This is a genomic window from Exiguobacterium sp. UBA7533 (genome assembly GCF_002479335.1).
In the GTDB taxonomy this organism is placed as follows: Bacteria; Bacillota; Bacilli; order Exiguobacteriales; family Exiguobacteriaceae; genus Exiguobacterium_A.
Window position 1 is genome coordinate 651,379 of the sequence record NZ_DLMP01000001.1, and the last position, 23,070, is coordinate 674,448.

Genomic DNA, 23,070 nt, shown 5'->3' on the forward strand with positions numbered 1-23,070 from the left:
TTCAGTATAGCAAAAAAAGATAGGTTACCCTATCTTTTCAGTATTCTGTGGGATGTCAAAAGATGTACGGTGCTGGGTCAACTGCATTCGGTTGTCCGACTGCCCACTCTCCCTTATGCAATTCGAAATGCAAATGCGGACCTGTCGACCAGCCCGTTGTACCTAATGTGCCGACCGTCTTACCCGGCATGACTGTTTGACCGGCGGAGACGCTGATCGAATCGAGATGTGCATAGACGGTCGTGTAGACCTGTCCATCAATCAAATGCGTCACCATGACGACGTTCCCGTAACCTGTTGCACTACCGGCACGTAGAACGATACCACCTGCCGCTGCATGAATCGGTGTTCCTTTTGCATTTACGAGATCAATGCCTTTATGAATCTCCGGCTTCCCTGTCAACGGATTGTTTCGGGGACCGAACGGCGACGAGACATATCCTTGAACCGGCAAATGGAACGGACGACTCGTCACGGCATCTGCCGGTTGCTCCGGCGTTGCAGTCGGTGACTCGACTTCAGGAATGGTCGGTTCCGCACTTGGAGCATCGGATTTTTTCTTTTTTGCCTCTGCTGCACGTGCCGCTTCTGCCGCTTCCGCTTGACGTTTTGCTTCTGCTGCCCGCGCCGCTTCTTCCGCTTTCGCTTGACGTTTTGCTTCTGCTGCCCGCGCCGCTTCTTCCGCTTTCCGTTTCGCTTCTTCTTTTGCTTTCCGTTCGGCTTCTTGCAGGGCAATCAATTCGTTTTGAATCAGACGGCGCTGATCCGCGAGAATTTCTGCTTCCTCGGCTTTAGAGAACTGCTCTTGTTGCAGTTCCTTGACCTTCGTGTTCAACTGGACGACAAGCTTTCGCTTGAGCTCAGATTCCGCAATGATTCGTGTCTGGAGCACGAGCAACTTCCGTTGTTCCCGTTTCATGCTTTCAAGCAATAGTGCTTGTTCCGACCGTTGTTCGCTCAGTTGTTTGACGTTCCCCTTGTAAGCTTGTAAGACATGATCATCTTGTTTGATGATCTCACTGACCGTACTGAAGCGCGAAATCAAATCACCAAAGTCTTTTGCGTCGAGCAAGACCTCGATGTATTTGACGTCTCCTTTTTGTTGAACGGCACGCAATCGGCTTCCAAGCAACTCTTCTTGTTGATGCAGTTCCTTGAGCGTCTCGGAAATCGCTGCTTCCGTCAGACGCAATTGTTCTTTAGATGCAGCAACAGCCGCTTGTTGATCGGCTATCTTAAGCGCTAAATCATCCAAACGGCTGTTGACTTCATTCAGTTGCGCACGGGCTTCCTTACGCTCCTGTTTCGTCAAGATCAACTTCTCTGATGTCTGATTCTGTAATCGTTCCGTCTCTTTCAGACGGCTTTCGACCTCCTGTTGTTCCTTCAGCAAATCTTCTTTCGACGTGGCATCAACGGACACACTAGTTCCAATCAAAGCTAAGCTCAGGACGGCAGAATAGAATCGGACTTTCATGAGAAGCATCTCTCCTCTATTTTATTTTTGGGTAACTGATTTAAATCTTCAAGAAACGACCGAGTGATGTCGTTGATCCCCATACACCGATGAATGCACCGAGTCCGAGCAGGATTAAGACGACTTGTGCCGACAATTCACCTGGTGGAATCAACGAGAATATTCCCGCATTCACGGTAGAAAGTTGGGGTTGGATCGCATTGTAGGAGACTTCGTAACCGAAGTAGACGACGACGATCGGGATGATGGCACCTAATATGCCCATCAATAATCCTTCGACGAAGAACGGGGCACGGATGAATCCGTTTTTCGCTCCGACGAGGCGCATGATCTCGATTTCCCGGCGACGGGAGAAGATCGTGACTTTAATCGTGTTCGAAATGAGGAACATCGCCATGAACGTCAATCCGACGATCAGGATGATTCCACCGATCCGAACTCCTTCAAGGAAGTTAAACATCTTTTTAACATAGTCCTTACCGTATTCGACACTATCTACATTTTCCATTTTTTTGATGGAATTTGCAAGTGTTTCTGTCTCTTTTGGTGAGGTAGCTTTGACGATATATCGGTCGTGAAGCGGATTGTCTTTTTCAACCGACTGATAGGCTTGGGAACCTTCGCCAAGTTGCTTCTTAAAGCGGTCTAGTTCTTCTTCTTTCGAACTGTAACGAACAGTGTTGACGCCCGGCATCTGCTTGAGGGAATCACCTACTGAATCGATCTTCGACTGGTCTGCTTCTCGTTCGACGAATACTTGGATTTCAACGTCTTTTTCGACGTTATCGGAAATCTTGTTGACGTTGAACATGAGCATCGCGAATATTCCTACGAGAAGTAACGTGACGGTAACGGCACTGACAGAAGCGAATGTCATCCAGCCGTTCCGGACGAGACCTTTTGCCCCTTCCCGTAAATGACGGAATCCATTAAACTTCATAGCCGTACATTCCTTTCTCTTCGTCTCGGACGATTTTTCCTCCATCGATCGCTAAGACACGATGACGCATCTTGTTCACGATGTCCCGGTTGTGTGTCGCCATTACGACCGTTGTCCCACGGCGATAAATCTCTTCGAATACTTCCATGATCTCCCATGCTGTATCCGGGTCCAGGTTTCCAGTCGGCTCATCGGCGATGACGAGTGACGGACGGTTGACGATGGCTCTCGCGATCGAGATCCGTTGTTGTTCGCCCCCAGATAATTCGTCCGGATAGTTGCGCTCTTTATGCTTGAGCTTCACGAGATCGAGTACTTCGAGTACTTTCTTCCGGATTTGTGCTTTGTCTTCCCCTACGACTTCTAGCGCAAAGGCGACATTTTCATAAACCGTCAGTGACGGGAGTAATTTAAAATCTTGGAAGATGACGCCGATTTGGCGACGAAGTTCGGGGATTTGACGGTTCTTCAGTTTACCGACTTCGATTCCTTTAAACAAAAATGAACCGCTCGTTGGTTTCTCTTCGCGGTACATCATTTTCATGAATGTTGATTTACCCGCACCCGACGGACCGACGATATAGACGAATTCGCCTTGATTGATCGTCAAATCGACCTCACGGAGTGCCGTGACGCCGTTCGGATAAATCTTACTGATTCGTTGCATCTTGATCACGTACTTCACATCCTTACTTATTTACTGATGCTGAATGAATAGGTCCAAAAACCTACCGACCACCATTATAACAGGGACAAAATTGAACGCACATTACAATCAAATGTCATTTCAGGCGATTATACCATAAAAAAGAGGCACGAATGACGAACACATGTCGTGTGTGTCATCTCGTACCCCATCATATCCCATAATCATTTTTTAGCAGCGAGCCAGTCGGCAACAGCCATGATTTCTTTATCATCTTTCAGGATACCAGCAGGCATTTGCCCTTTCCCGTTCTTGATGATTTTTTGAATCTCTTCTGAAGAATATTTCGAGCCAACCTTCGTCAAGTTCGGTCCGACGTTTCCTTCAAGGTTTTTACCATGACACGTTGCACAGTTGTTGGCGAAGATTTTCTCAGCATCTACACCGGATTGTGTCTTCGACGAATCATCGTTCATCGTTGACTCATCCTTCGTGCCTGACGATGAATCATCAGAACTCGAATCGTCACTACCACCACATGCCGCGAGCGCAAGTGTCGTTCCTAAGCCTAACGCGAGTAACAAGTTTTTCAGCTTCATCCGGATATCCCCCTCTTGTAAGTATCTACATAAACGCTACTGACCTAGTTAGAGTATAACCGTTATCCGGATGAGTTAAGCGTGATTTCACAAAAACTTCACGTTTTAAGAACGATTACGGCACATTACGGTAGCGTTTATCGTCTGTAAACCCGAGTCCGAGCACCTCATGGGCTTCACTGACGACGAGGAATGCCGATGGATCGATGTGTTTGACGATTTCTTTGAGCGTCGTGATTTCCCCTTGACGAACGACGACCATTAGCATCGGTTTGCGTGTCCGCGTGAACGCTCCCGCTGCCTCGATCTCCGTCGCCCCGCGATCGAGCGTCTCGAAGATTTCCTTCACTAACGCTTCCCGTTGATCGGAGATGATATAGGCGAGCTTGTCGTTCGTGATCCCGAGCTGGACGACGTCAATCATCTTGATCGTGATGAACAAGGCGACGAGTGCGTACAGACCGATTTCAAGTGAAAAAATGGTCGCCGCACTGATGACGATCGTGCCGTCAAGCAAAGCGATACAAAGATGAAGCGGCAATTTCGTGAAACGGTGCAGGATTTGCGCGATCAAATCCATTCCGCCGGTCGATGCTCGCCCGCGGAAGATCAGACCGAGTCCAATCCCGACCCCGGCACCACCGAAGATCGCGGCAAGCATCGGATTCATCGTCGCAGCCGGAACATCGAACCGCTCATATACGAGGATGACGACCGGTAAGAAGATCGACCCGACGAGTGATTTGACCCCAAAGCCCATCCCGAGGATCATCCAACCGATCGCCAGCAAGACGACGTTCGCGACGAGTTGGAACAATCCTGGCGAGATCCCGAACAAATCGTTCAAGACGATCGATAAGCCACTGACCCCTCCTGAGGCGAGTTGATTCGGTGCTAAAAATAAACTAAAGGCACTTGCGACGAACAAGGACCCGATTAATAAATACGCATAATCGCGCACGACTTCCTGACGTGTCGATGTCATGACATTCCATTTCCCCTTATCAATTGATTCTCGTGTTTCATTTTAGCGAAAAAGTCAGACAACGACTAGACAGGCGGAACAACTCACAGTGTTCCCTTTATACCGCACTAAAGGGTGGACTGTAGCGAACGATACCGCTAACGCCACGTAATCCATTCCGTTCGAGTGCAAGAACGAGAAAGACCTCCGGCGGAACGGGGAACGGCGGCTTGATACCGTAGTCAATCGCCCGTTCAAAGCCGAACTGTGGATAATAGCTGTCGTGACCGAGGACGACGATGTGCGATTCCCCGGCGTCACGCGCATCCTCGATCACTTGACGGATCAATTCAGAGCCGATACCCTTTCGCTGCCAAGCGGGCAGGACACCGACCGGCGCTAAGGCAAGCGATGGGATGTCATCGATATGGATCCGGCTCAACAGGACATGACCAACGATTTCTCCTTTATCAGTCACGGCGACGCGACCGAAGACTGGTTGCGCGGCTTCCTCCTCGCGTAACGCATCAACGAGATTCGCTTCGTTTGGTTGTTCGAATGCCGCTTCATGGACGAGCCGGATTCCCGTTGCGTCCTTAAAGCCTTCTTTACGTATGATCATTAGTTATTGCTCCCTTCAAATGGTTTGGTTGCGAGGAGCGTGAACTCGGACGGGATGTTCTCACCATTCCAGCCACGATGCTCGTCGAATCGTTCTAATATGAAACGTGTTTGAAGAATCCCGTTTAAGATCTCACTCAATGTAAAATAGCGGACAGAAACGTCTGGAAAATCGACTTGCTCCTCATTCGTAAAGTGCGTCTTATACGCCAAGTCACCCGCTTGCAAGGCTTGATCGAAGTAGCGTGGTGTATACTTCAAATCAGCATCGATCCAGCGTCCGACCGGATGAAAATCGCTAAGGATCAGCTGTCCACCAGGTTGCAAGATTGCAAAGAGAATCTGTAAAAAACGCTTGAGATCATCAAAATAATGCAAAATCCCGCCTTCTAAGTAAAGGATATCAAAGGTATCGCGATATCGTTCAAGATCGATCGCATAGAGATCACCGACGACATACGTGATTCTTGTCTCAGCATGGTGCGCCAGTTCAAGCGCATACTTGGCATTCTCCTCTGAGATATCGAACACTGTGACGTCTGCCCCGAGTAACGCTAACGGAACCGCCTTGCGTCCGTTTGAACCACAAATATTCGCAATCGCCTTCCCCGCGACGTCTTCGAGATCATGTCGATGCTTCTTCAGGCATGCGGCTGGATCTTGTTTAATACGTGCAGCATATTTGGCTGGTGTCCCATCGCGTTTCTCCCAAAATTCATATGCTCGGTATTCCCACGCCTGTTTGTTGACCCGACTTTGCTTCTTCATCACGCTTCCCCCTTTGACGGTCAAAAAACCAGTCGAACATCGTCCGACTGGTTGGTTGTCTTACATATTCATGAGACGGAGGTACGCATCGATGAAGCCCATGATGTCACCATCCATTGCCCCTTGCGTGTTCCCGACTTCATAGTTCGTCCGGTGATCCTTGACCATGCTGTATGGGTGGAAGACGTACGAACGGATTTGGCTACCCCATGCGATATCCGATTTTTCACCACGGATTTCGTCGAGTTTCTTTTGTTGCTCTTCGATTTCGCGTTGGTAAAGTTTCGCTTTCAACATCTTCATCGCCGCTTCACGGTTTTTGATCTGCGACCGTTCTTGTTGACAAGAGACGACGACGCCTGTCGGAACGTGGGTGATCCGGACAGCTGAGTCCGTCGTATTGATGTGCTGACCACCGGCACCAGAAGCACGGTACGTATCGATCCGCAAGTCTTCCGTGCGGACTTCGATGTCGATGTCATCGTTGAATTCTGGCATGACGTCACACGAGACGAATGATGTATGACGACGGCCTGACGAGTCAAACGGTGAGATCCGGACAAGACGATGGATCCCTTTTTCGGCTTTCAAGTACCCATAGGCATTGTGCCCTTGAATACGGAGCGTGACCGATTTGACACCTGCTTCATCACCCGGTTGGTAGTCCATCGTTTCGACTTTCCAGCCCTGCTTATCGCAGAAACGTTGGTACATCCGGAGAAGCATTGATGCCCAGTCTTGTGACTCAGTACCACCCGCACCTGGGTGTAACTCAAGAATCGCGTTGTTTGCGTCATATTCCCCGTTCAAGAGGATTTGTAATTCGAAGTCTTCGAACTTCTTCTTGAGATCGCCGAGTTCTGACTCGAGCTCTTCTTGAAGATCCACATCCGGCTCTTCCTTGATCAATTCATACGTCAAGGCGACGTTCTCGTGACCTGCTTCGAGTTCTTTATATTTGTCGACCATCGCTTTTAAGCCGTTCGACTCATCGATGACTTTTTGTGCCGATTCCTGGTTGTTCCAGAAGTCCGGGTACGTCATCTCGTTTTCGAGTTCTTCAATCCGAGCAATCTTCGACTCAAGGTCGAGTGATGCCTTATATTCGTCGAGTTTCTTTTCCATCCACTCGGCGGTGTTGCGAATTTCTGCTAATTCCATGTAATCCACCTTCTCTTTCCGTGAAAAGAGGCAGGAATCTCCTGCCTCTCTTTCAGTCGATTCATCACTTATGCCTGACGGCCGTGACAGTTCTTATATTTCTTACCGGATCCACACCAACACGGATCATTGCGTCCGATTTGGTCGTTTGGATTTTTCCGGACCGGTTTTTTCTTGACCGCTTTATCTTCCTTACCCGAAACGGCGACTTCGTCTTGGACGACTTTTTCGCGTTTGAGGTTCGGGTCGAGATCCGCACGAAGGACGAATTGTGTCACTTCTTCTGCGATCGCAGCGTTCATCGCATCAAACATCATCGAACCTTCTGATTGGTATTCACGGAGCGGGTCGTTTTGACCGTACGCCCGGAGGTGAATCCCTTCACGGAGTTGATCCATCTGATCGATGTGGTTCATCCAGTGTTGGTCGACGGCACGTAGGACGATGACTTTTTCGAACTCATCGAATGCTTCTGCTGGGACTTCTGACCGTTTGTGCTCGTAGTGCGCGAACGTGCGCTCTTTGAGCAACTCGATGATCTCTTCACGTTCTTTTCCGAAGAGGTCGCTTTCCGTGACTTTCTCTTCGATTGCAAGCGTCTGGTTCGCCCATTCCGCAAGCGCACCGATGCTCCATTCTTCCGGTACGAACTCGACCGGCGTGTACTGATGGACGCCTGCTTCGATTGTCTGCTCGATCATCGGACGGACGATATCTGACACGGAACCGGCATCGAGAATCGCTGCCCGGTCCGCGTACATGACTTTCCGTTGATCCGCCATGACGTTATCGTAGCCGAGGACTTGTTTCCGCGCATCAAAGTTATTTCCTTCGACGCGTTTTTGAGCCGATTCAACGGCACGAGACACCATCCGACTCTCGATCGGTTGCGAATCATCCATTCCGAGACGGTCCATCATCGACTGCAGCGAATCAGAACCAAAGCGACGCATCAATTCATCTTCAAGTGAGAGATAGAATTGTGATGCCCCCGGGTCTCCTTGACGACCGGCACGACCACGGAGCTGGTTATCGATACGGCGTGATTCGTGACGTTCTGTCCCAAGGATGTAAAGACCACCTTTTTCTAAGACACCTTGACCGAGCTTAATGTCGGTACCACGACCGGCCATGTTCGTTGCGATCGTGACCGAGTTCGCTTGACCCGCGTTCTCGATGATCTCCGCTTCACGTGCGTGGTTCTTCGCGTTCAAGACTTCGTGACGGATGCCACGTTTTTTGAGGATGTTACTCAGCAACTCCGACGTCTCGACGGCAACCGTACCGACGAGGACTGGTTGTCCTTCACGGTGGGCACGTTCGATTTCGTCTGCGACAGCAGCAAACTTCCCGTTCATCGTTTTGAAGATTAAGTCCGGCATATCGTTTCGGACGACCGGTTTGTTCGTCGGAACCGGTACGACGTGCATGTTGTAGATGTTACGGAACTCTTCTTCCTCTGTCTTCGCTGTACCCGTCATCCCAGCAAGCTTCGTATACATCCGGAAGAAGTTTTGGTACGTGATCGTCGCAAGCGTCATGGATTCGCGTTGAATCTCGACGCCTTCCTTCGCTTCGATCGCTTGGTGCAGACCTTCCGAATAACGACGACCTTCCATGACACGACCCGTGAATTGGTCGATGATCATGACTTCGTCTTCACGAACCATATAGTCGACGTCGCGATGCATGACGGCGTTCGCCCGCAGCGCGAGGCTTAAGTGATGGTTGAGCGCGACGTGTTCGAGACCAAACAAGTTATCAATACCGAAGTATTTTTCAGCACGGTCGATTCCTTGTTCCGTCAACAGGACACTCTTCGTCTTGATGTCGACCGTGTAGTCTTCATCTGCCTTCATGATTTTCGCGAACGCATCGGCTTGCGAATAGAGCGCTGTCGATTTTTCGGCCGATCCTGAGATGATGAGCGGAGTCCGCGCTTCATCGACGAGAATCGAGTCGACTTCATCGACGACGGCATAACTGAGTGGACGTTGAACGCGGTCTTCTTTATAGAGGACCATGTTGTCACGCAAGTAATCGAAACCGAACTCGTTGTTCGTTCCGTACGTGATGTCACAGCTGTATGCTGCTTGTTTTTCTTGACGCGACATGCTTGAGAGATTCAAGCCGACCGAGAGACCAAGTGCCGCATAAAGCGGCTCCATGATGTCACGGTCACGTTTTGCGAGATATTCGTTGACGGTAACGACGTGTACGCCGTTGCCTGCGAGAGCATTCAAATAGACAGGTAGTGTTGCGACGAGCGTCTTACCTTCCCCGGTCTTCATTTCAGCGATATCCCCATTGTGCAGGACATATCCACCAATCAACTGAACGCGGTAGTGGCGCATGCCGAGAACGCGTGTTGACACTTCGCGACAGACTGCGAAGGCTTCCGGTAAAATATCATCTAAGTCTTCTCCGTTAGCGAGACGCTCACGGAATTCAACGACTTTTCCTTCCAGTTCTTGATCCGATAACGCACCGATTTGTGTCTCGAGCGCTTCCACAGCGTCTGCTGCTTTTTCGGCTTTCTTCAGGACACGTTTCGTTGGTGCAAATAATTCTTTTAGAAAATTAGCCATGCCTTACAGTCCCCTTACTTCGAACGATTCTTTGAACGAACAGAATTCCGAGATTTTTCCTTTATTCAGTGTACCGAATACGACGTCAAATTTCAACAAGCGGACCGAGCAGCGGTCTCAGTCTTTTGTCGTAAAGCAAACGTACCTTGTTTAGAAATAGTTTTCCATCATATCAAAAAGGGACTCGCCCGTAAGAGCGAGTCCCTGTTGCATTCATTATTCTGGTTCAATCAAACCGTAACGACCATCCTTACGACGGTAGACGACGTTCGTGTTGCCCGTTTCTGCGTCTGAGAAGACGAAGAATGCGTGTCCGAGCATGTCCATCTGAAGAATCGCTTCTTCCGTGTCCATTGGTTTGAGTGTGAAACGCTTCGTCCGAACGAGTTCGAGTTCTGCCTCGTCCTCTTCATAGACTGGCGCTTCCGCTTCCGGTCCTTCGAGCGTTTTGAAGTACTCTCCGATGCCGCCTTCTTTAGCGCGCCCTCTCCGGTTCAATTTCGTTTTGTGTTTCCGGATCTGACGTTCGAGCTTATCGACGACGAGGTCGATTGCTGCATACATATCGCCATTGACATCCTCAGCACGGAGCAAGAGGTTTGGCATTGGAATCGTCACTTCGACTTTTTGCTTCTCATTGTTGACTTTGAGATTGACATAAGCCGTTTGCGCTTCCGTAGGAGTTGTAAAATAACGAGTTAACTTTTCAAGCTTTTTCTCGACGTAATCCTTGAGAGCATCTGTGACGTCCAAGTTTTCACCGCGAATGTTGTAGATCATGTAAACTCCTCCTTAAGTAACCGGTTGAACCTATGAATTCGAGATGCTCCAGTCGTTTCCTTCTGAATATTCGAAATTCTTTGGTTCGTTTTTATTATAGCACGATAAGTGAAGGAAGACCATGAGAACGATGACATTCTCATGAACGTTCACTACTGTTCTTAGCGTACGATAATATTGAAGCATGTTGATGTTAACGTATATACCCGTTTTGATTGAACTCAAAACAAAAAACCGCTTTTAGGCGAATAGCCTAAAAACGGTGGCGGCTGCTATTGGATTAGATCTTTGAAACGTTCGCAGCTTGTGGACCACGATCGCCTTCAACGATTTCAAATTCCACTTCTTCGCCTTCTTCAAGTGATTTATAACCATCGACTTGAATCGCTGAGAAGTGTACGAATACGTCTTTCGCGTCAGACGTTTCGATGAATCCATAACCTTTTTCAGCATTAAACCATTTTACTTTACCTTGTTCCATTCGAATTCACGTTCCCTTCGCAAACCAGAGTTCGAGAGCAAGCTCTCTACGGCTTAGTCTATCAAAAGAAGGAATTATTGACAATTAAAAATTCTGATTACTTTGAATTCATTCTAAAAAATGAATAATATTCCCTACTTATTGCTCTATATTTTAAAAAATTACATTGTCATTACAGTTGTATTATTGTATTATATCGTTAGTAATTACCTATTTTATCCATTGTCCTATCTTAAGGAGGATGTAGTCGAATGCGACCATTCCATAATGACGAAAAGTATCGAATCACGAAACGGACGGTGGCGATTCTCCCGTGCTACGATATGATGAAGCAATCCATCATCGTACTCGAGGATGGCTCGACCATCATGACCCCGCTTCGACCGTATCAACTACTGCAGCTTTCCTGCAGGCAATACAACAGTTCCATTGAGGAACGCATCGTGACAGCAAAACGTGTCGCATCTGTAAAAGGAAAAGTCCCAGTCGTCATTGAACCGACACTTGGCCTCGTGTTTTTCCCAACGAAATCACCGAAACGTGATGATTGCGAGTGGTATGCTTGGAGCCACATGTCTGAAGTCATCGAGGAAGACGGACAGACGAAGCTCAAGACTCGTAATGGCATGATCCTTCCCGTAAACGCCTCTCCTTACATCGTCCGCAACCAAATGAAAGCAACTGGCGAGCTGATGGCTCGTTATCAACAATTGAACGCGATGACATTAGAGGAACGCTTTAATGCAATCAAATCTTAAAGAGTAACCGTAAAAAAATCAGGGTTGGGCGATGAATTCGCTCAATCCTTTTTGGTTTCTGCCGATATATAATGAGATGATAGTTTTAAAAAACAAGGAGGCTTCTCGATGAACATCCAATTGAATCCGGCACGTCCGGCGCAATCTCCTGGTCAGACGCCGCTTTTGGACACAAAGACCTATAAAGGAACGATCCTTGAGCAGACTGGTCCGCATACGGCTCTCGTCCAGGTCGGTCGGGATAAGATCGAGATGACCTTCACAGGCGACGTTCCGACAGGTGATTTCCAGTTCAAGGTCAAAGGACAGACAGCAGAAGGTTACCTGATTGAACAACTAACACCAGCGACACCGGATGCGGAAACGCCACCTGTCCTGTCTGTTCCATCAAATGTCAATCCCGCTTTGCTTGAAGGTGTGCCTGCAGAACTGAAGCAAGCCGTTGCGAAGTTACTCGCGAGCGGTCAACTGCCACAGACACCGGAAATCGTCGCCCAGCTCGTGACGGCACTGCAAGGAATGTACAAGGACTTAGCACTCGAACTCGTATCGCGACCGGATACAGCACTGCCCGTTGACGCCGACGTCTTGATCGCAAGTCTCCTTGCGACGACGGAAGACTATCCGGACGTCCTACCGGAACGAGACGCCTTAAAGGAGCAGCCGACGTTCGAAAAAGCCGTCGCGCTTGACGTCGCTCGCGTCACACTACCGACGCAACGCGAGATCGAGACAGCGTCGTCCTTGCATATCCGACAATACATTGAACACATACCAGCAGAGAAACGCCCGGCACTCGTCGCAACGCTCGAACAAGGCGAGATCGAGACTGTCCGTAAACAACTGGCGCCCTATTTCCCGCAAGCGCCACTCGAGCCGAAGACGAGTGTCCGTGAGCAATTGATCGGTCTGACGGCACGGGCAAGTCAATCGGAACCAGTAACAGGGCAACCGGCACCGGTCCGCTCTGCCTTAACGCTCGTCCGTGAAGTGACGCCACGGCTTGCTGAGATCACGAATGATTTCAAGAGCCAACAGCGAACGATCGTCTCCCAACTCCGGCAAATCGAACCGCTCGTCGAGACACGTCCGGTCCAGATGGTCGCCGTCATCGAGAGTACGGCGCAACGCTTAAAACAAGTCTTCCAGCAAACGGACGCCTTATTACATACCTCGATGAAGGATGAAAAACAGCTGATCCATTTCTTATCGAAACTTGAACGGGGTGCGGAACTGGCGTTACTCGGACGCGGAACAGAAGCAAAAGCCGTTTTACAGGAAGTCCGAGTCGCCTTTGAAGCCTTCCGCTATGCGCCAGCAAATGTCCGTCCGACCTACTTACCAGAGATGCAGGGACTACTGCCACAAGCACCGTCTTTACAAGCGCAGCCCGCAACAAAAACCGTTCCATATGAGCCGCAACAGAACAGTCCACGTCTTTTGCAGGAGACCGTCCAAAAGACGCTTCAGCTCCAGACGGCGGAACTGAAACTGAGTACGCCGGCAGCAAATCCGGAAGCTGCCAAATTGCAAACATTCCTTGCAGCACAACAGCAAGTCAATAAACCGGACAGTCAGCAACAGTTGAACCAGATTTTACTCGCCTTACCGGTCCAACTTATTGAAGCGACGGCAGGACTCCACGTCCATTTGCAAAACAAACGGCCGGACGAAGTGATCGACTGGGAAAACAACACGTTGTACGTCCAGCTCAATACGCCACGCCTCGGGGAGATTGGTGTCCGGGTCGAGACCGTCAATCGCAAGATGCAGATCACAATCGAAAACGATCATCCGGTCCTTGAGCAACTGGCAACACCGTTCCTCGATCGGACGACGGATGCCTTGCAAGCAACCGGTTACCAAGACGTCCGAATCCAGTTCCGTCCATTCACGCGTGAGCAAATCACAGAAACCGTCAAACAAGACGAGACACCAAGTGGCTACGACTACCGTATCTAAAAGGAGAGACCGATATGTATCAGAAAATCGATTTAACCGGACGCAAGACTGCTGCTGTCCTCCGCTACGATGAAGCATCCGGTCAAGCACCGGTCGTTGTCGCTCGAGCTAGTGGTCAAGCCGCCGATCGAATCCTGCAAGAAGCACGGGCGAAAGGGGTCGCGATCGAACACGATACGTCCCTGCTCGGTCACTTGCTTGATCTCGACCTCGGGACGGCGATCCCACCGCAACTGTACGACGTGATGGCAGAACTGCTCTTACTGATCGAAGAACTCGACAACGCGAAAGGACGGCAGACATGACAGAACAAGAACTCTACGCGATGACCCCGCAACAGTTGACGGAAGTGATGTTGACGGGACTCGTCCTTCAATACGATCGCGCCATTCTCGCGCGTGACGCGAACCGCTTTGACGAGGTCAACGAACGCTTACAAAAAGCTTATCTGTTACTCGACAAGTTGCAGGCTGGATTACACGACGATGGCGGCATCATCACGGCACAACTCGATGCCCTCTACCATTATCTCGCCGAGCAGACGTTACAAGTCTATAAGACACCAAGTCTCTTAAACGAACTGCTCGAACTGGCAGAAGACTTACGCGTCACCTGGCAAGCGGCACAGACCGTCGATCGACCACTCGTGCGCGCCGCACATCATCAACGATACGAAGGGATGGAATACGAATGAGAATCACGAATAACGTCCAAGCCTTGAAGGCTTACCGCAACCTCAGCATCAACCAGACGAACGTCAAGACGACGATGGATAAACTATCGAGCGGTCAAAAAATCAACCGGGGTGCGGATGATGCAGCTGGTCTCGCGATCTCGGAGAAGATGCGTAATCGCTTGAAGGCACTCGATAAAGCGGAACAGAACGTCCTCGATGGTATCTCGATGATTCAAACAGCTGAAGGCGGTTTGAGTGAGACACATAACTTATTACAACGGATGCGCGAACTCGCCGTCCAAGCTGGTAACGGTACACTCGCGACGGAAGACCGGACAGCGATTCAAGAAGAAATCAACCAGCTGACGAACGAGGTCTCACGGATCGCGAAGACGACCCAGTTCAACGGCAAAGAATTGTTGAGCGGCAAGTTCAACGATGCCGACAGTGCGCTGTTCATCCAAACGAATGCTGGGGCAAATGAAGGGATTTCGATCACGATTAACGACATGCAAGCTCTTGCGATTGGTGTCAGTTCAACGACACAAACCGATTCCTCGATTCGTCCGCTTGATTTTCCGAGCGGTGACGCACCCGAATATGCTCTTAGCGTCATGACGGCAACGGACGCGAATGATGCGATCAGCCATTACACGAAAGCAATCGATACGATTTCCCAGCAACGGGCACAGCTCGGCGCGATCCAGAATCGGTTCGAAGCGACGTCATCCGTCCTCAGCGTCAGCGTCGAGAACTTGACGGCGTCGGAATCACGGATTCGTGACACCGATATGGCACGTGAGATGATGGAATATGCGAAATACAACATCCTCAACCAATCGGGGATGGCGATGATCGCTCAAGCGAACGCCTTGCCGCAAGGCGTCTTACAATTACTCAACTAAGGAGGCAGACCCGATGGATATCCGCCGCATCCAAGAAACGCAACGACTCCAGTCCTTAAAGGGCAGTCCGCGTGAAGTCGAGGCGTCGACGACCTTCTCTGCCTTGATGCAAGAGAAACGCGACCATAAAGGCTATGAGCGCCTGCAACAAAAGCTCGCGCTCGTCGAAGAACACGGGCAACTGCTCGCTGAAAGTCAGACAATCGAGCACCTCGAAAGCTACAAAGAAAAGATCAAGGACTTCTTAAAAGACGCCCTCGACCAATCACAACAACTCGAAGAGAAGCGCGGCTTCAATCGCCGCGGTCGGACGAAGATCTATAAAGTCGTCGAGCAAGTCGATGCGAAGCTCCTTCAGTTGACGAATACGGTCATCTCTGGCGAATCGCGCCGGCTCGATATCCTCGACCAAGTTGGCGAGATCAAGGGAATGCTCGTCAACGTCTTCGTGTAATCTAGAATTAGAGGAGTTCCCCTACATGCCAGACTTATATCTTAAAAAATGCACCTGCCCCTACTGCTTGAAAACGACGGAGACGAAACGTGTCCTGTCGCGACATATCCGTGTCGCCTCGACCGACTTTGATGGCTTCATCCGTCATCAAGGCGTCAACGTCTATCTTTATGAACCGGTTCAGTGTAGCCATTGTCGGTTCTTCTTCCATGAGTCGTTTGGAAAGTTGTCGCCGGACGTTCGAGCGACCTTACAAGATCACATCCTGCCGACGCTCCCTGTTTTGCCGTTCGCTGGCACAGAGCGGACGATCGAGCAGGCAATTCAGCTCTATAAGCTTTGTCTGTACACGGCTCAAGTGACGGAGCAAAAAGCGGCGATCCAAGCAATGCTCGGCGTTCGCCTGTCCTGGTTGCATCGCTTGACCGGTCAACAAGCGGAAGAACAACTTTGGGCGAGCCGAGCGATCGAGAAGTATGTCTCGCTTTACGACAACTACACGTCCGTTAAAGAGAGCGGGCTTCCGGAAGACGTCCTGTTATTGCGGATCGCTGACCTATATGCTGTGACGAAAGAGAAAGATACGGCTCGCCTCTGGTACAGTCGTTTGTTCCAAAGTAAGACAGCGAGCGATAAAATCAAAAAAGACGCACGAACCCACTGGGAATGGGTGCAAGAGCAGGACTGATCTTTGTTCGTCATCAGACGGAACAAGGATTTTTTTCACTGCTCGCACTCGCGCGGAGACGATCACCTACGCCGAGAACGTCCTCCTTCGCTTAAACGATCCGTTTTTCTTTGACGCGACCGCTATGCAGGTCATGCCGTCGATTGGTACCGCTCATCACCCTGATGATGGCCGAACGTGGTGTCTATTATTGATTCGCGCCGACGAAGCAATATATACCGTCAAGCAGGAAGAGAAGAATGCATATCGCTTTAAATGAATGGCAAAATGCCCCGTCCAAGTAAGTGGACAGGGCATTTTTCATAAGCTTACGACTCACGACGATATTTTTCTTCTTCATAGGCATCTGGTGTATCGGAGATAGGGCGTTCGAATTCTTCCCATGATTCCGATTCAACGTCCGGTTCAATGAACTGATCGTACGAGCCGTCCGATTGGAAATACGGCTGCGGTACGGGACGCTTCTTGTCTTCCCGCTTGGTCACGAAAGATCCCTCCCTCACACAAGAAAGTTACTGACGAGAATCAAAATACGGTGAAAAACTATGATCGACTTCCTCGTACGGATCAACGTACGATTTACGACTCGTTTGCGTCTGACGCAACTGACTGATTTGTACCCCTAATTTAGCCGTTTCTGCTGATAATTTCAAGTCGATTTTCCGACTATCAGCGACGAGCTCCTGGATGACGGCTTGATTGGCACCAGCAAGCAGATTCGAGTGCGCCGCGATGAACGCTTCTCGTTCGTTCAGCAGACCTTGAATCTTCTCAATCCATTCGTCATACGTCTCCTCATTCGGTGTTTGATCAAGCAGTTCAATCAGTCGTTTCGTCTTCAGGCGAAGCGGATCGAGCGGACTCATCGTTGCCGTGCGAGTTTCATCGCTTCTTTCCACGTCTCGCGGAATTCTTCCGCAAAACCGATCACTTCATCAATTGCAACGAGATCGTTTTTGACGTTGGCATCGATTAAGCGTGTTTGCATGTAGTCATACAGACTGTTTAAGTCCTTCGATAGCGCAATTGATTGATTGAGCGTTAATTGCAACTCGCTGATGATCGCTTGTGATTTTTGGATATTCGTATTTTTTTGTTCAATCATCTTCTGTTCGATTGCACGTTTTGCAAGCATCGAGAATTTGATTAATCCTTCGTATAACATCAATGTTAAGTCTTGAGGTAACGCTGTCGTTACCGAGTTCGTTTGATACGTAGCATAAGGGTTCATCGCGTTTCCTCCTTTTTATCCTTGTCCGAGATAATTCGCAAGCGTCGCCGACTGACTGTTCGCTTGGTTCATCGCTTGTTCCATTGCGGCGAATCGGCGATAGTAACTATCTTCTTTTCGTTTTAGCTTGTCTTCCCACGACAACATGCTTTTATCAAGATCAGCAAGTGATTTCCCGAGTCGATACGTCGTTGCAACGGCTCCGTCACGACCGGCAACTCCAGAAATCTTATCGCGGAGTGTCGTTGCGAAGCCTTGAATCTGACGAACGAAACCGTCAATTCCGTTTTGACTTGGAACTGGATTACCTTGCCCATCCTTCGTCGGTTCCGGGGCGTCAGCAGTAAACAGTTTAAAAACACCTTCCGGCTGTTCTTCAAGCATCTTCTTCAGTTTCGTCTCATCGATTTTTAGCTTCCCACCGTCACGGAAATCACTCGTTGAAGTAATTCCGATTTGTGACAAGTACTGGAGTTGGATCGTATCCGTACCTGACGTATACGAGTAACCCGTATCGATTTTCGACGAAATCGCACTCCGAAACTGATTCATGCCGTCCTGTAAGTAGCTATCGTTCTTCAAAACACCACTCATCGCTTTTTCTTCCCACTTCTTGACTTCATCCTCGCTGAGTTCCTTACGCTGGGCATCTGTCAACGGTTGGAAGTCACGATACTTCTCTTCACGGACCTTTTTGTTCATCTTATCGATGACGTCGTTGTATTTATCAACGAAGTTCTTGATTGAGTCAAAGTTTTTCTGCGTGTCGAGTGTCGTATTGATCGTCGTCGCTGTTTTCGAGACGTTATTCAACGTGATCGTCAGACCGTTTTGTGTGAACGTATTCGTCGTCTGTTCGAGCTGTTGTCCACCAATCGTGTACTTCGCGTTCTGCCCTTCACGACCGAATGTGCCGTCTTGTGAGTTAACCTTTGCAGTATTATCTGATGCATCAACAATCGAGATGTCGGCACCTGCAGGATTTAGGTTACCGGTACTCGTTTTCGTTAAGACGAGTTTTCCTGTTAAATCGTTGAAGACTGCGTTCATACCAAGACTGGTTTTACCATTGATTGCCGCTGTCAAATCCGATATCTTTTGTGTTGCATCCAACTTTAATGTTTCTGTTACGGCTTTTCCTGTTGCATCGAAGGTATTGATTTGCACATTGATTTTCCCGTCCGCGTCTTTCGTGAACAATCCACTCTCTTCAAGGGTTGCATCACTTTTCTTTCCGCTTGCTGCGACCATCGTTACCGAAGCGGCACTCGCGAGCTGATCAATGCTGTCAATCGTCACACTGCCAGCTGACGCTGCTGGACTCGCCGTTACCGTCAATGCCGTCGGATTAGAACTCGTAACCGTTTTTGATTGATAGTTCTTCGATAACAACATATCGCTTGCCGCTGTCCGGAAGTCAAGTAACGCCCGGTTCATCTCCCGGTAAGCATCGCGTTGCCATGTCAACGTCTGTTTCTTTTGCGATAACCGATCGACTGGCGCTCGCTCTGCCTGCATCAATTGTTTAATCATCGTTTCGGTATCAATCCCACTCGCAAGACCACTCAGTCGAATGCCTGCCATCCAATCAGTCCTTTCTGTTAAATCCGTTTATCGATCAATTGATTAAATTCCATGAATGCCGCAAAGAAATCGAGTTCTTTTTTACTCGGAATTTCTTGGACGACGTTATTATTCGTATCAACGACTTGAATGTAATATTCGTTCAATTGTTCATGTTTGACGAACTTCAAGCCCGTACGTTGAAGCTCGAGTTTGATATTAGCTTGCTCCATCGCTGTTTCAAGTTTCGTAATATGCTGTGGTGTTGGTAGGACAACGACTCCTTCTTCTGCTAGCGCTTCCTGATTCGCTTCCACAAACACATTCCGTGTCGCTTCGTACGGTAGGACGTTCGAAGGCAGGTGAAGGCGAATTTCCGTATTGATGGAATTCATAGTCGGTCACTCCTTTTTGTTCTCTATGTAGTATATCGGTCAATTCATCTAATTTGTTAGAGTTCGAATAAAACAAAACAAAAAAGGTCACGGAACGAGTCCGTGACCTGAACAATCGATATGTGCCAATTACGATTAACGGAGTAATTGGAGAACGCCTTGCGGCTGTTGGTTCGCTTGCTACGCGCATTAGCTTTCGCTAATGATAAGACTATATCTTCATCCTAGATTTCCTAGGAGCTGGGCACTTCCCCCGCCGTTTACGGAGTACGGATTTCATAACCATCGGACAAGTCCATTAGGTCGTCTATCCTAGTCGTTGAACCTTCACCAAGGTTTCCCTACAGGTGCTTGGCTGCTGATTGTCCAATCCTTGATGTTTTTCAGAACGGTCACGCTCGCCGTTTCCAGCCACGTTGTCGTACATCAAGGCTCTCAGGAGTTCCAGCAATTCACCCAGTCATGATCTAACCCGTTACCAGATTAGACGCCCGGTAGAATCAATCATCGAAGAAGTTGAAGAACGCCCTGCGGTGTTTGATTCGATTGAGCCAACATTGCTTGTGCAGCTTGTGCAAGAATCGAGTTCTTTGTCTGGTTCATCATTTCTTTCGCCATGTCAACGTCACGAACACGTGATTCAGCCGCTGTTAGGTTTTCAGAAGATGTTTTAAGGTTGTTGATTGTGTGCTCGAGACGGTTTTGTGTTGCACCTAATTTAGAACGTTCCGCAGATACACTTTGAATTGCAGAATCTAATTTTGTAATTGCTGTTTGAGCTCCATCTTTTGTTGATACATCAGCAGTATCAATTTTTAAACCTTTAGTATCCATATCACCAATCGCTAATTTAACTGTCTGATTCTCATTAGCACCAATTTGGAATTCAAGAGACTTATCATTGATTTTAATATCAGCGTCAGTTCCATTAGCTAAAGATGAGTTGAAAGAAAGTTCAAATCCACCTACATTAACTTTTCCAGATTTATCATCTGTAATTGTAGTTGATCCTACAACGTTACTTGAGCTATCTGAGACAGAGAAAGTCGCCGTTTGACCAACATCAAATTTCAAAGTACCTACACCTGTAACTCCAGCAGACGAATCTGAAACTGTGAAATCAAAACCACCTAATGATGCTGTAGTAGCTGATTTAGCGGCAGTAAGTGTAGCTAATTGTTTTCCATCTGCATCTTTTAACGTGTAATCTAATTTAGTATTATCACCAGAATTTTCAACAGACTCTAAAGTGTAAGAACCCATGTTTACAGTACTTCCAGATGTAATTGCAATACCACTTACGTCTGTAGTATCTGCTACTTCAGTAAATACTTGACTCGATGAAGTAACAGTAACACTGTACGTATCTTGTTTAAGAGAATCATTAGTTACAGTTACACCTGTAAGATTAGAATTCGCAAAACTAGATACAGAGTTAGCATTTTTAGCAGCACTACCATCCAACAATTTTTTTGTGTTAAATTCTGTAGTATCAGAAATACGATTGATTTCTGACTTCAATTGAGAAAACTCTTTTTGAATCTCAGTGCGATCTGCATCTGTAGATGTATCGTTCGCTGATTGAACAGAAAGTTCACGCATCCGTTGAAGAATATCATGCGTTTCGTTCAATGCGCCTTCAGCTGTTTGAATCAATGAAATACCATCTTGTGCGTTACGTGAAGCTTGATCAAGTCCACGGACTTGCCCACGCATTTTTTCAGAGATTGCGAGACCAGCTGCATCGTCTCCTGCTTTGTTAATGCGAAGACCTGAAGCGAGTTTCTCCATTGATTTACTTTGTGCTGCAGAAGCTGCAGACAATTTGTTGTGCGTGTTAAGCGCAGTTACGTTGTGATTGATAATCATTGTAATTTCCCTCCATAGGATAAGTTTTTTGTCTCTTTGAAGATCCGTCTTCTCCGAGATGTGCCCCCTGGCCGGCCCAAGGGTGACACGATAGAATTAGTCGATGACTGCTTCCACCTTATATATCGTCGTCCGCTCGAAATGTTTAACAACTTTCTTCAAAAAAATGCAAAAAAATCGCACATCCGATTTTGGATGTACGATTTTCTCATGATTTAAAGACGCGTCGCGCCTGTCTCTTCTTGTAATTGCTCCGCTACCGCCACAAGTTCTTCCATCGCCCCGTTGACTTCACCGAGTGATGCTGCTTGATGACTCGACGCCTGCAAGACTTGTTCCGCATGCTTCGATGCTTCCTCAACCATCGCGAGGATATTCGCTGTTGTTAAGCCGACTTGGTCAATCTCTTGATCCGATTTGACAACGAGCTGGTCAACCGATTTCACACGTGAGTAGACGTTCTCTGTCGAATGGTGAATCTCTTCAAATGACGAGCCTGCTTGCTCAACGAGTCCGACACCCGTCGCGACTTCACTCTGAACATCGGTCATCGCGTTCGCCGTATCGTTAACGAGACGTTTAACACCAGAAATCAAATCGGTGATTTCTTTCGCTGATGTCGCCGTCTGTTCAGCGAGTTTTTTAACTTCTGCTGCAACGACCGCAAATCCACGTCCTGCTTCTCCTGCTCGTGCCGCTTCAATCGATGCATTCAAACTGAGTAAGTTCGTTTGTGCCGAAATGTCACTGATGACATCCGTAATTCGTGAAATCTCACCTGTCATATCCGTCAGACGGCCGTTCAGTGTTGCTGACTGTTCCATTTTTTTCGAAATCATATGCATCGCCTCGACAGAATCGGTCGCAAGTGTCTTCCCGTTCTGGGCTTCCGTCTGCATGACCGTCGCTGATTTCAATGCTTCGTTCATCTCTTTTGCGACTTCATCCATCGTCCGTTTAACGGCACCGAGCGCATCCATCGATAAGTACGCTTGATCGACGTTTTCGTTCATCTTCGCTGACAGTTCTGCCATTGCTGAACGGATGCTTTCACCCGACGCATTGCCTTCTTGGACTGCTGCTGCGATTTCTTGCGCGGACGCTGTCAGCTTATCGCTTGAACTGCCCATCTGTGTCGCTTGTTTGCGGATATGTAGAACCATGACTTCGAGTTCATGCATCAATTGGTCGACTTCATCGCCGCGCTTCGCTTCCTCGAAATCGACGTTGAAGTTGCCGTTCGCGACTTCGCGTGCCGTCTCTGTTGCCTTTTCGATCGCTTTGATCGGTTGACGTAGGATTAATTGCGTCAACGACGTTCCAATCAACGATAACAATAAGCCAATCCCTGCTCCGAACCAAATTGCGTTCGTATCCGCGACATCAAGTCCGCGGTGGAGATAGAGCACGAGCTGGGCTGAGATACCGCTCGTGATGACCGAGATAGCTAAGACCCAAAAGAATAACCGTACCTTCAAGTTGCTTCGTAATTTACGCATAACCGAAACTTCCTTTCCTGTATCTTCTTTCACCGTCCTCTCTAT

The 23,070-nt window shown here is 48.5% G+C and carries 26 protein-coding genes; 8 read left to right on the forward strand and 18 right to left on the reverse strand.

Features of this window, described 5'->3' with window-relative positions; genetic code table 11:
- Positions 1–55 precede the first annotated feature (55 nt).
- From B2U10_RS03260 to B2U10_RS03310, 11 genes are all read right to left on the reverse strand, one after another.
- Positions 56–1,477 carry a M23 family metallopeptidase gene (locus tag B2U10_RS03260; RefSeq protein ID WP_290785555.1) on the reverse strand — a complete coding sequence of 474 codons (1,422 nt, stop codon included), beginning with the start codon at positions 1,475–1,477 and terminating at the stop codon, positions 56–58.
- A gap of 40 nt (positions 1,478–1,517) precedes the next feature.
- The gene (ftsX, locus tag B2U10_RS03265; protein ID WP_290785558.1) at positions 1,518–2,417 is read right to left on the reverse strand and encodes a permease-like cell division protein FtsX; all 900 of its coding nucleotides are present in this window, start codon (positions 2,415–2,417) and stop codon (positions 1,518–1,520) included.
- Positions 2,407–3,093: a cell division ATP-binding protein FtsE gene (gene ftsE / locus B2U10_RS03270; protein WP_035410018.1), complete on the reverse strand. Its 687-nt coding sequence runs from the start codon at positions 3,091–3,093 to the stop codon at positions 2,407–2,409. Before ftsE ends, ftsX begins: the two co-directional genes overlap by 11 nt.
- A 194-nt stretch (positions 3,094–3,287) precedes the next feature.
- Complete coding sequence (cccB, locus tag B2U10_RS03275; RefSeq protein WP_056062994.1) at positions 3,288–3,662, reverse strand: cytochrome c551; 375 nt, start codon at positions 3,660–3,662, stop codon at positions 3,288–3,290.
- Between the two features lie 115 nt (positions 3,663–3,777).
- Entirely contained in the window at positions 3,778–4,647 is an 870-nt protein-coding gene (locus B2U10_RS03280; protein WP_023469242.1) for a YitT family protein, read from the reverse strand.
- 97 nt (positions 4,648–4,744) lie between these two features.
- Positions 4,745–5,248: a GNAT family N-acetyltransferase gene (locus B2U10_RS03285; protein ID WP_290752400.1), complete on the reverse strand. Its 504-nt coding sequence runs from the start codon at positions 5,246–5,248 to the stop codon at positions 4,745–4,747.
- Positions 5,248–6,015 carry a class I SAM-dependent methyltransferase gene (locus B2U10_RS03290; RefSeq protein WP_290785561.1) on the reverse strand — a complete coding sequence of 256 codons (768 nt, stop codon included), beginning with the start codon at positions 6,013–6,015 and terminating at the stop codon, positions 5,248–5,250. Before B2U10_RS03290 ends, B2U10_RS03285 begins: the two co-directional genes overlap by 1 nt.
- A gap of 60 nt (positions 6,016–6,075) precedes the next feature.
- On the reverse strand, positions 6,076–7,176 hold the full coding sequence (prfB, locus tag B2U10_RS03295; protein WP_035410029.1) for a peptide chain release factor 2: 1,101 nt from the start codon (positions 7,174–7,176) through the stop codon (positions 6,076–6,078).
- A gap of 68 nt (positions 7,177–7,244) precedes the next feature.
- Positions 7,245–9,764, reverse strand: coding sequence for a preprotein translocase subunit SecA (gene secA / locus B2U10_RS03300; protein ID WP_035410032.1), 2,520 nt, complete (start codon positions 9,762–9,764; stop codon positions 7,245–7,247).
- Positions 9,765–9,980: 216 nt separating this feature from the next.
- Entirely contained in the window at positions 9,981–10,544 is a 564-nt protein-coding gene (gene hpf / locus B2U10_RS03305) for a ribosome hibernation-promoting factor, HPF/YfiA family (RefSeq protein ID WP_035410035.1), read from the reverse strand.
- Between the two features lie 280 nt (positions 10,545–10,824).
- A complete protein-coding gene (locus tag B2U10_RS03310; RefSeq protein WP_023469248.1) occupies positions 10,825–11,025 on the reverse strand; it encodes a cold shock domain-containing protein in 201 nt (66 codons plus the stop codon).
- A 251-nt stretch (positions 11,026–11,276) separates the two neighbouring features.
- Here B2U10_RS03310 and B2U10_RS03315 point away from each other — a divergent pair, with 251 nt between their 5' ends.
- The 8 genes from B2U10_RS03315 (at position 11,277) to B2U10_RS03350 (ending at position 16,727) form a co-directional block, all read left to right on the forward strand.
- Positions 11,277–11,783 carry a competence protein ComK gene (locus B2U10_RS03315; RefSeq protein ID WP_029342501.1) on the forward strand — a complete coding sequence of 169 codons (507 nt, stop codon included), beginning with the start codon at positions 11,277–11,279 and terminating at the stop codon, positions 11,781–11,783.
- Between the two features lie 108 nt (positions 11,784–11,891).
- Entirely contained in the window at positions 11,892–13,745 is a 1,854-nt protein-coding gene (locus tag B2U10_RS03320) for a hypothetical protein (RefSeq protein WP_290785564.1), read from the forward strand.
- Between the two features lie 14 nt (positions 13,746–13,759).
- Positions 13,760–14,050 carry an EscU/YscU/HrcU family type III secretion system export apparatus switch protein gene (locus B2U10_RS03325; protein ID WP_290785567.1) on the forward strand — a complete coding sequence of 97 codons (291 nt, stop codon included), beginning with the start codon at positions 13,760–13,762 and terminating at the stop codon, positions 14,048–14,050.
- Complete coding sequence (gene fliS / locus B2U10_RS03330; RefSeq protein ID WP_290785570.1) at positions 14,047–14,439, forward strand: flagellar export chaperone FliS; 393 nt, start codon at positions 14,047–14,049, stop codon at positions 14,437–14,439. The genes B2U10_RS03325 and fliS (B2U10_RS03330) overlap by 4 nt, the downstream gene beginning before the upstream one ends.
- The gene (locus tag B2U10_RS03335) at positions 14,436–15,326 is read left to right on the forward strand and encodes a flagellin (protein WP_290785573.1); all 891 of its coding nucleotides are present in this window, start codon (positions 14,436–14,438) and stop codon (positions 15,324–15,326) included. Before fliS (B2U10_RS03330) ends, B2U10_RS03335 begins: the two co-directional genes overlap by 4 nt.
- Before the next feature lie 13 nt (positions 15,327–15,339).
- Positions 15,340–15,780: a YaaR family protein gene (locus B2U10_RS03340; RefSeq protein ID WP_035410049.1), complete on the forward strand. Its 441-nt coding sequence runs from the start codon at positions 15,340–15,342 to the stop codon at positions 15,778–15,780.
- 25 nt (positions 15,781–15,805) lie between these two features.
- Positions 15,806–16,468: a DUF2225 domain-containing protein gene (locus tag B2U10_RS03345; RefSeq protein ID WP_290785578.1), complete on the forward strand. Its 663-nt coding sequence runs from the start codon at positions 15,806–15,808 to the stop codon at positions 16,466–16,468.
- A 61-nt stretch (positions 16,469–16,529) separates the two neighbouring features.
- Positions 16,530–16,727, forward strand: coding sequence for a diguanylate cyclase domain-containing protein (locus B2U10_RS03350; protein WP_290785814.1), 198 nt, complete (start codon positions 16,530–16,532; stop codon positions 16,725–16,727).
- Between the two features lie 49 nt (positions 16,728–16,776).
- On the opposite strand, the gene B2U10_RS03355 is transcribed toward B2U10_RS03350, so the two are convergent.
- From B2U10_RS03355 to B2U10_RS03385, 7 genes are all read right to left on the reverse strand, one after another.
- Positions 16,777–16,953, reverse strand: coding sequence for a hypothetical protein (locus B2U10_RS03355; RefSeq protein ID WP_290785581.1), 177 nt, complete (start codon positions 16,951–16,953; stop codon positions 16,777–16,779).
- A gap of 27 nt (positions 16,954–16,980) precedes the next feature.
- The gene (locus tag B2U10_RS03360) at positions 16,981–17,367 is read right to left on the reverse strand and encodes a hypothetical protein (RefSeq protein WP_231496899.1); all 387 of its coding nucleotides are present in this window, start codon (positions 17,365–17,367) and stop codon (positions 16,981–16,983) included.
- The gene (fliS, locus tag B2U10_RS03365; RefSeq protein ID WP_290785584.1) at positions 17,331–17,699 is read right to left on the reverse strand and encodes a flagellar export chaperone FliS; all 369 of its coding nucleotides are present in this window, start codon (positions 17,697–17,699) and stop codon (positions 17,331–17,333) included. The genes B2U10_RS03360 and fliS (B2U10_RS03365) overlap by 37 nt, the downstream gene beginning before the upstream one ends.
- A gap of 15 nt (positions 17,700–17,714) precedes the next feature.
- Positions 17,715–19,283 (reverse strand): flagellar filament capping protein FliD, encoded by a 1,569-nt coding sequence (gene fliD / locus B2U10_RS03370; RefSeq protein WP_290785587.1) that lies wholly within the window; start codon positions 19,281–19,283, stop codon positions 17,715–17,717.
- Between the two features lie 17 nt (positions 19,284–19,300).
- Complete coding sequence (locus tag B2U10_RS03375) at positions 19,301–19,657, reverse strand: flagellar protein FlaG (protein ID WP_029342512.1); 357 nt, start codon at positions 19,655–19,657, stop codon at positions 19,301–19,303.
- 504 nt (positions 19,658–20,161) lie between these two features.
- Positions 20,162–21,526 carry a flagellin gene (locus tag B2U10_RS03380; RefSeq protein WP_290785590.1) on the reverse strand — a complete coding sequence of 455 codons (1,365 nt, stop codon included), beginning with the start codon at positions 21,524–21,526 and terminating at the stop codon, positions 20,162–20,164.
- A 215-nt stretch (positions 21,527–21,741) separates the two neighbouring features.
- Positions 21,742–23,025: a methyl-accepting chemotaxis protein gene (locus tag B2U10_RS03385; RefSeq protein ID WP_290785593.1), complete on the reverse strand. Its 1,284-nt coding sequence runs from the start codon at positions 23,023–23,025 to the stop codon at positions 21,742–21,744.
- Between the last annotated feature and the right edge of the window lie 45 nt (positions 23,026–23,070).

Bases quoted from the DNA above. Each gene is read 5' to 3' on its own strand.
- B2U10_RS03345 (WP_290785578.1), top strand. From the start codon at position 15,806: ATGCCAGACTTATATCTTAAAAAATGCACCTGCCCCTACTGCTTGAAA.
- secA (WP_035410032.1), bottom strand. From the start codon at position 9,764: ATGGCTAATTTTCTAAAAGAATTATTTGCACCAACGAAACGTGTCCTG.
- cccB (WP_056062994.1), bottom strand. From the start codon at position 3,662: ATGAAGCTGAAAAACTTGTTACTCGCGTTAGGCTTAGGAACGACACTT.
- B2U10_RS03320 (WP_290785564.1), top strand. From the start codon at position 11,892: ATGAACATCCAATTGAATCCGGCACGTCCGGCGCAATCTCCTGGTCAG.
- B2U10_RS03325 (WP_290785567.1), top strand. From the start codon at position 13,760: ATGTATCAGAAAATCGATTTAACCGGACGCAAGACTGCTGCTGTCCTC.
- fliS (WP_290785584.1), bottom strand. From the start codon at position 17,699: ATGAACCCTTATGCTACGTATCAAACGAACTCGGTAACGACAGCGTTA.
- B2U10_RS03315 (WP_029342501.1), top strand. From the start codon at position 11,277: ATGCGACCATTCCATAATGACGAAAAGTATCGAATCACGAAACGGACG.
- ftsX (WP_290785558.1), bottom strand. From the start codon at position 2,417: ATGAAGTTTAATGGATTCCGTCATTTACGGGAAGGGGCAAAAGGTCTC.
- hpf (WP_035410035.1), bottom strand. From the start codon at position 10,544: ATGATCTACAACATTCGCGGTGAAAACTTGGACGTCACAGATGCTCTC.
- B2U10_RS03260 (WP_290785555.1), bottom strand. From the start codon at position 1,477: ATGAAAGTCCGATTCTATTCTGCCGTCCTGAGCTTAGCTTTGATTGGA.
- B2U10_RS03310 (WP_023469248.1), bottom strand. From the start codon at position 11,025: ATGGAACAAGGTAAAGTAAAATGGTTTAATGCTGAAAAAGGTTATGGA.
- B2U10_RS03380 (WP_290785590.1), bottom strand. From the start codon at position 21,526: ATGATTATCAATCACAACGTAACTGCGCTTAACACGCACAACAAATTG.
- B2U10_RS03340 (WP_035410049.1), top strand. From the start codon at position 15,340: ATGGATATCCGCCGCATCCAAGAAACGCAACGACTCCAGTCCTTAAAG.
- B2U10_RS03335 (WP_290785573.1), top strand. From the start codon at position 14,436: ATGAGAATCACGAATAACGTCCAAGCCTTGAAGGCTTACCGCAACCTC.
- B2U10_RS03290 (WP_290785561.1), bottom strand. From the start codon at position 6,015: ATGAAGAAGCAAAGTCGGGTCAACAAACAGGCGTGGGAATACCGAGCA.
- B2U10_RS03280 (WP_023469242.1), bottom strand. From the start codon at position 4,647: ATGACATCGACACGTCAGGAAGTCGTGCGCGATTATGCGTATTTATTA.
- fliD (WP_290785587.1), bottom strand. From the start codon at position 19,283: ATGGCAGGCATTCGACTGAGTGGTCTTGCGAGTGGGATTGATACCGAA.
- B2U10_RS03285 (WP_290752400.1), bottom strand. From the start codon at position 5,248: ATGATCATACGTAAAGAAGGCTTTAAGGACGCAACGGGAATCCGGCTC.
- prfB (WP_035410029.1), bottom strand. From the start codon at position 7,176: ATGGAATTAGCAGAAATTCGCAACACCGCCGAGTGGATGGAAAAGAAA.
- fliS (WP_290785570.1), top strand. From the start codon at position 14,047: ATGACAGAACAAGAACTCTACGCGATGACCCCGCAACAGTTGACGGAA.
- B2U10_RS03385 (WP_290785593.1), bottom strand. From the start codon at position 23,025: ATGCGTAAATTACGAAGCAACTTGAAGGTACGGTTATTCTTTTGGGTC.
- B2U10_RS03375 (WP_029342512.1), bottom strand. From the start codon at position 19,657: ATGAATTCCATCAATACGGAAATTCGCCTTCACCTGCCTTCGAACGTC.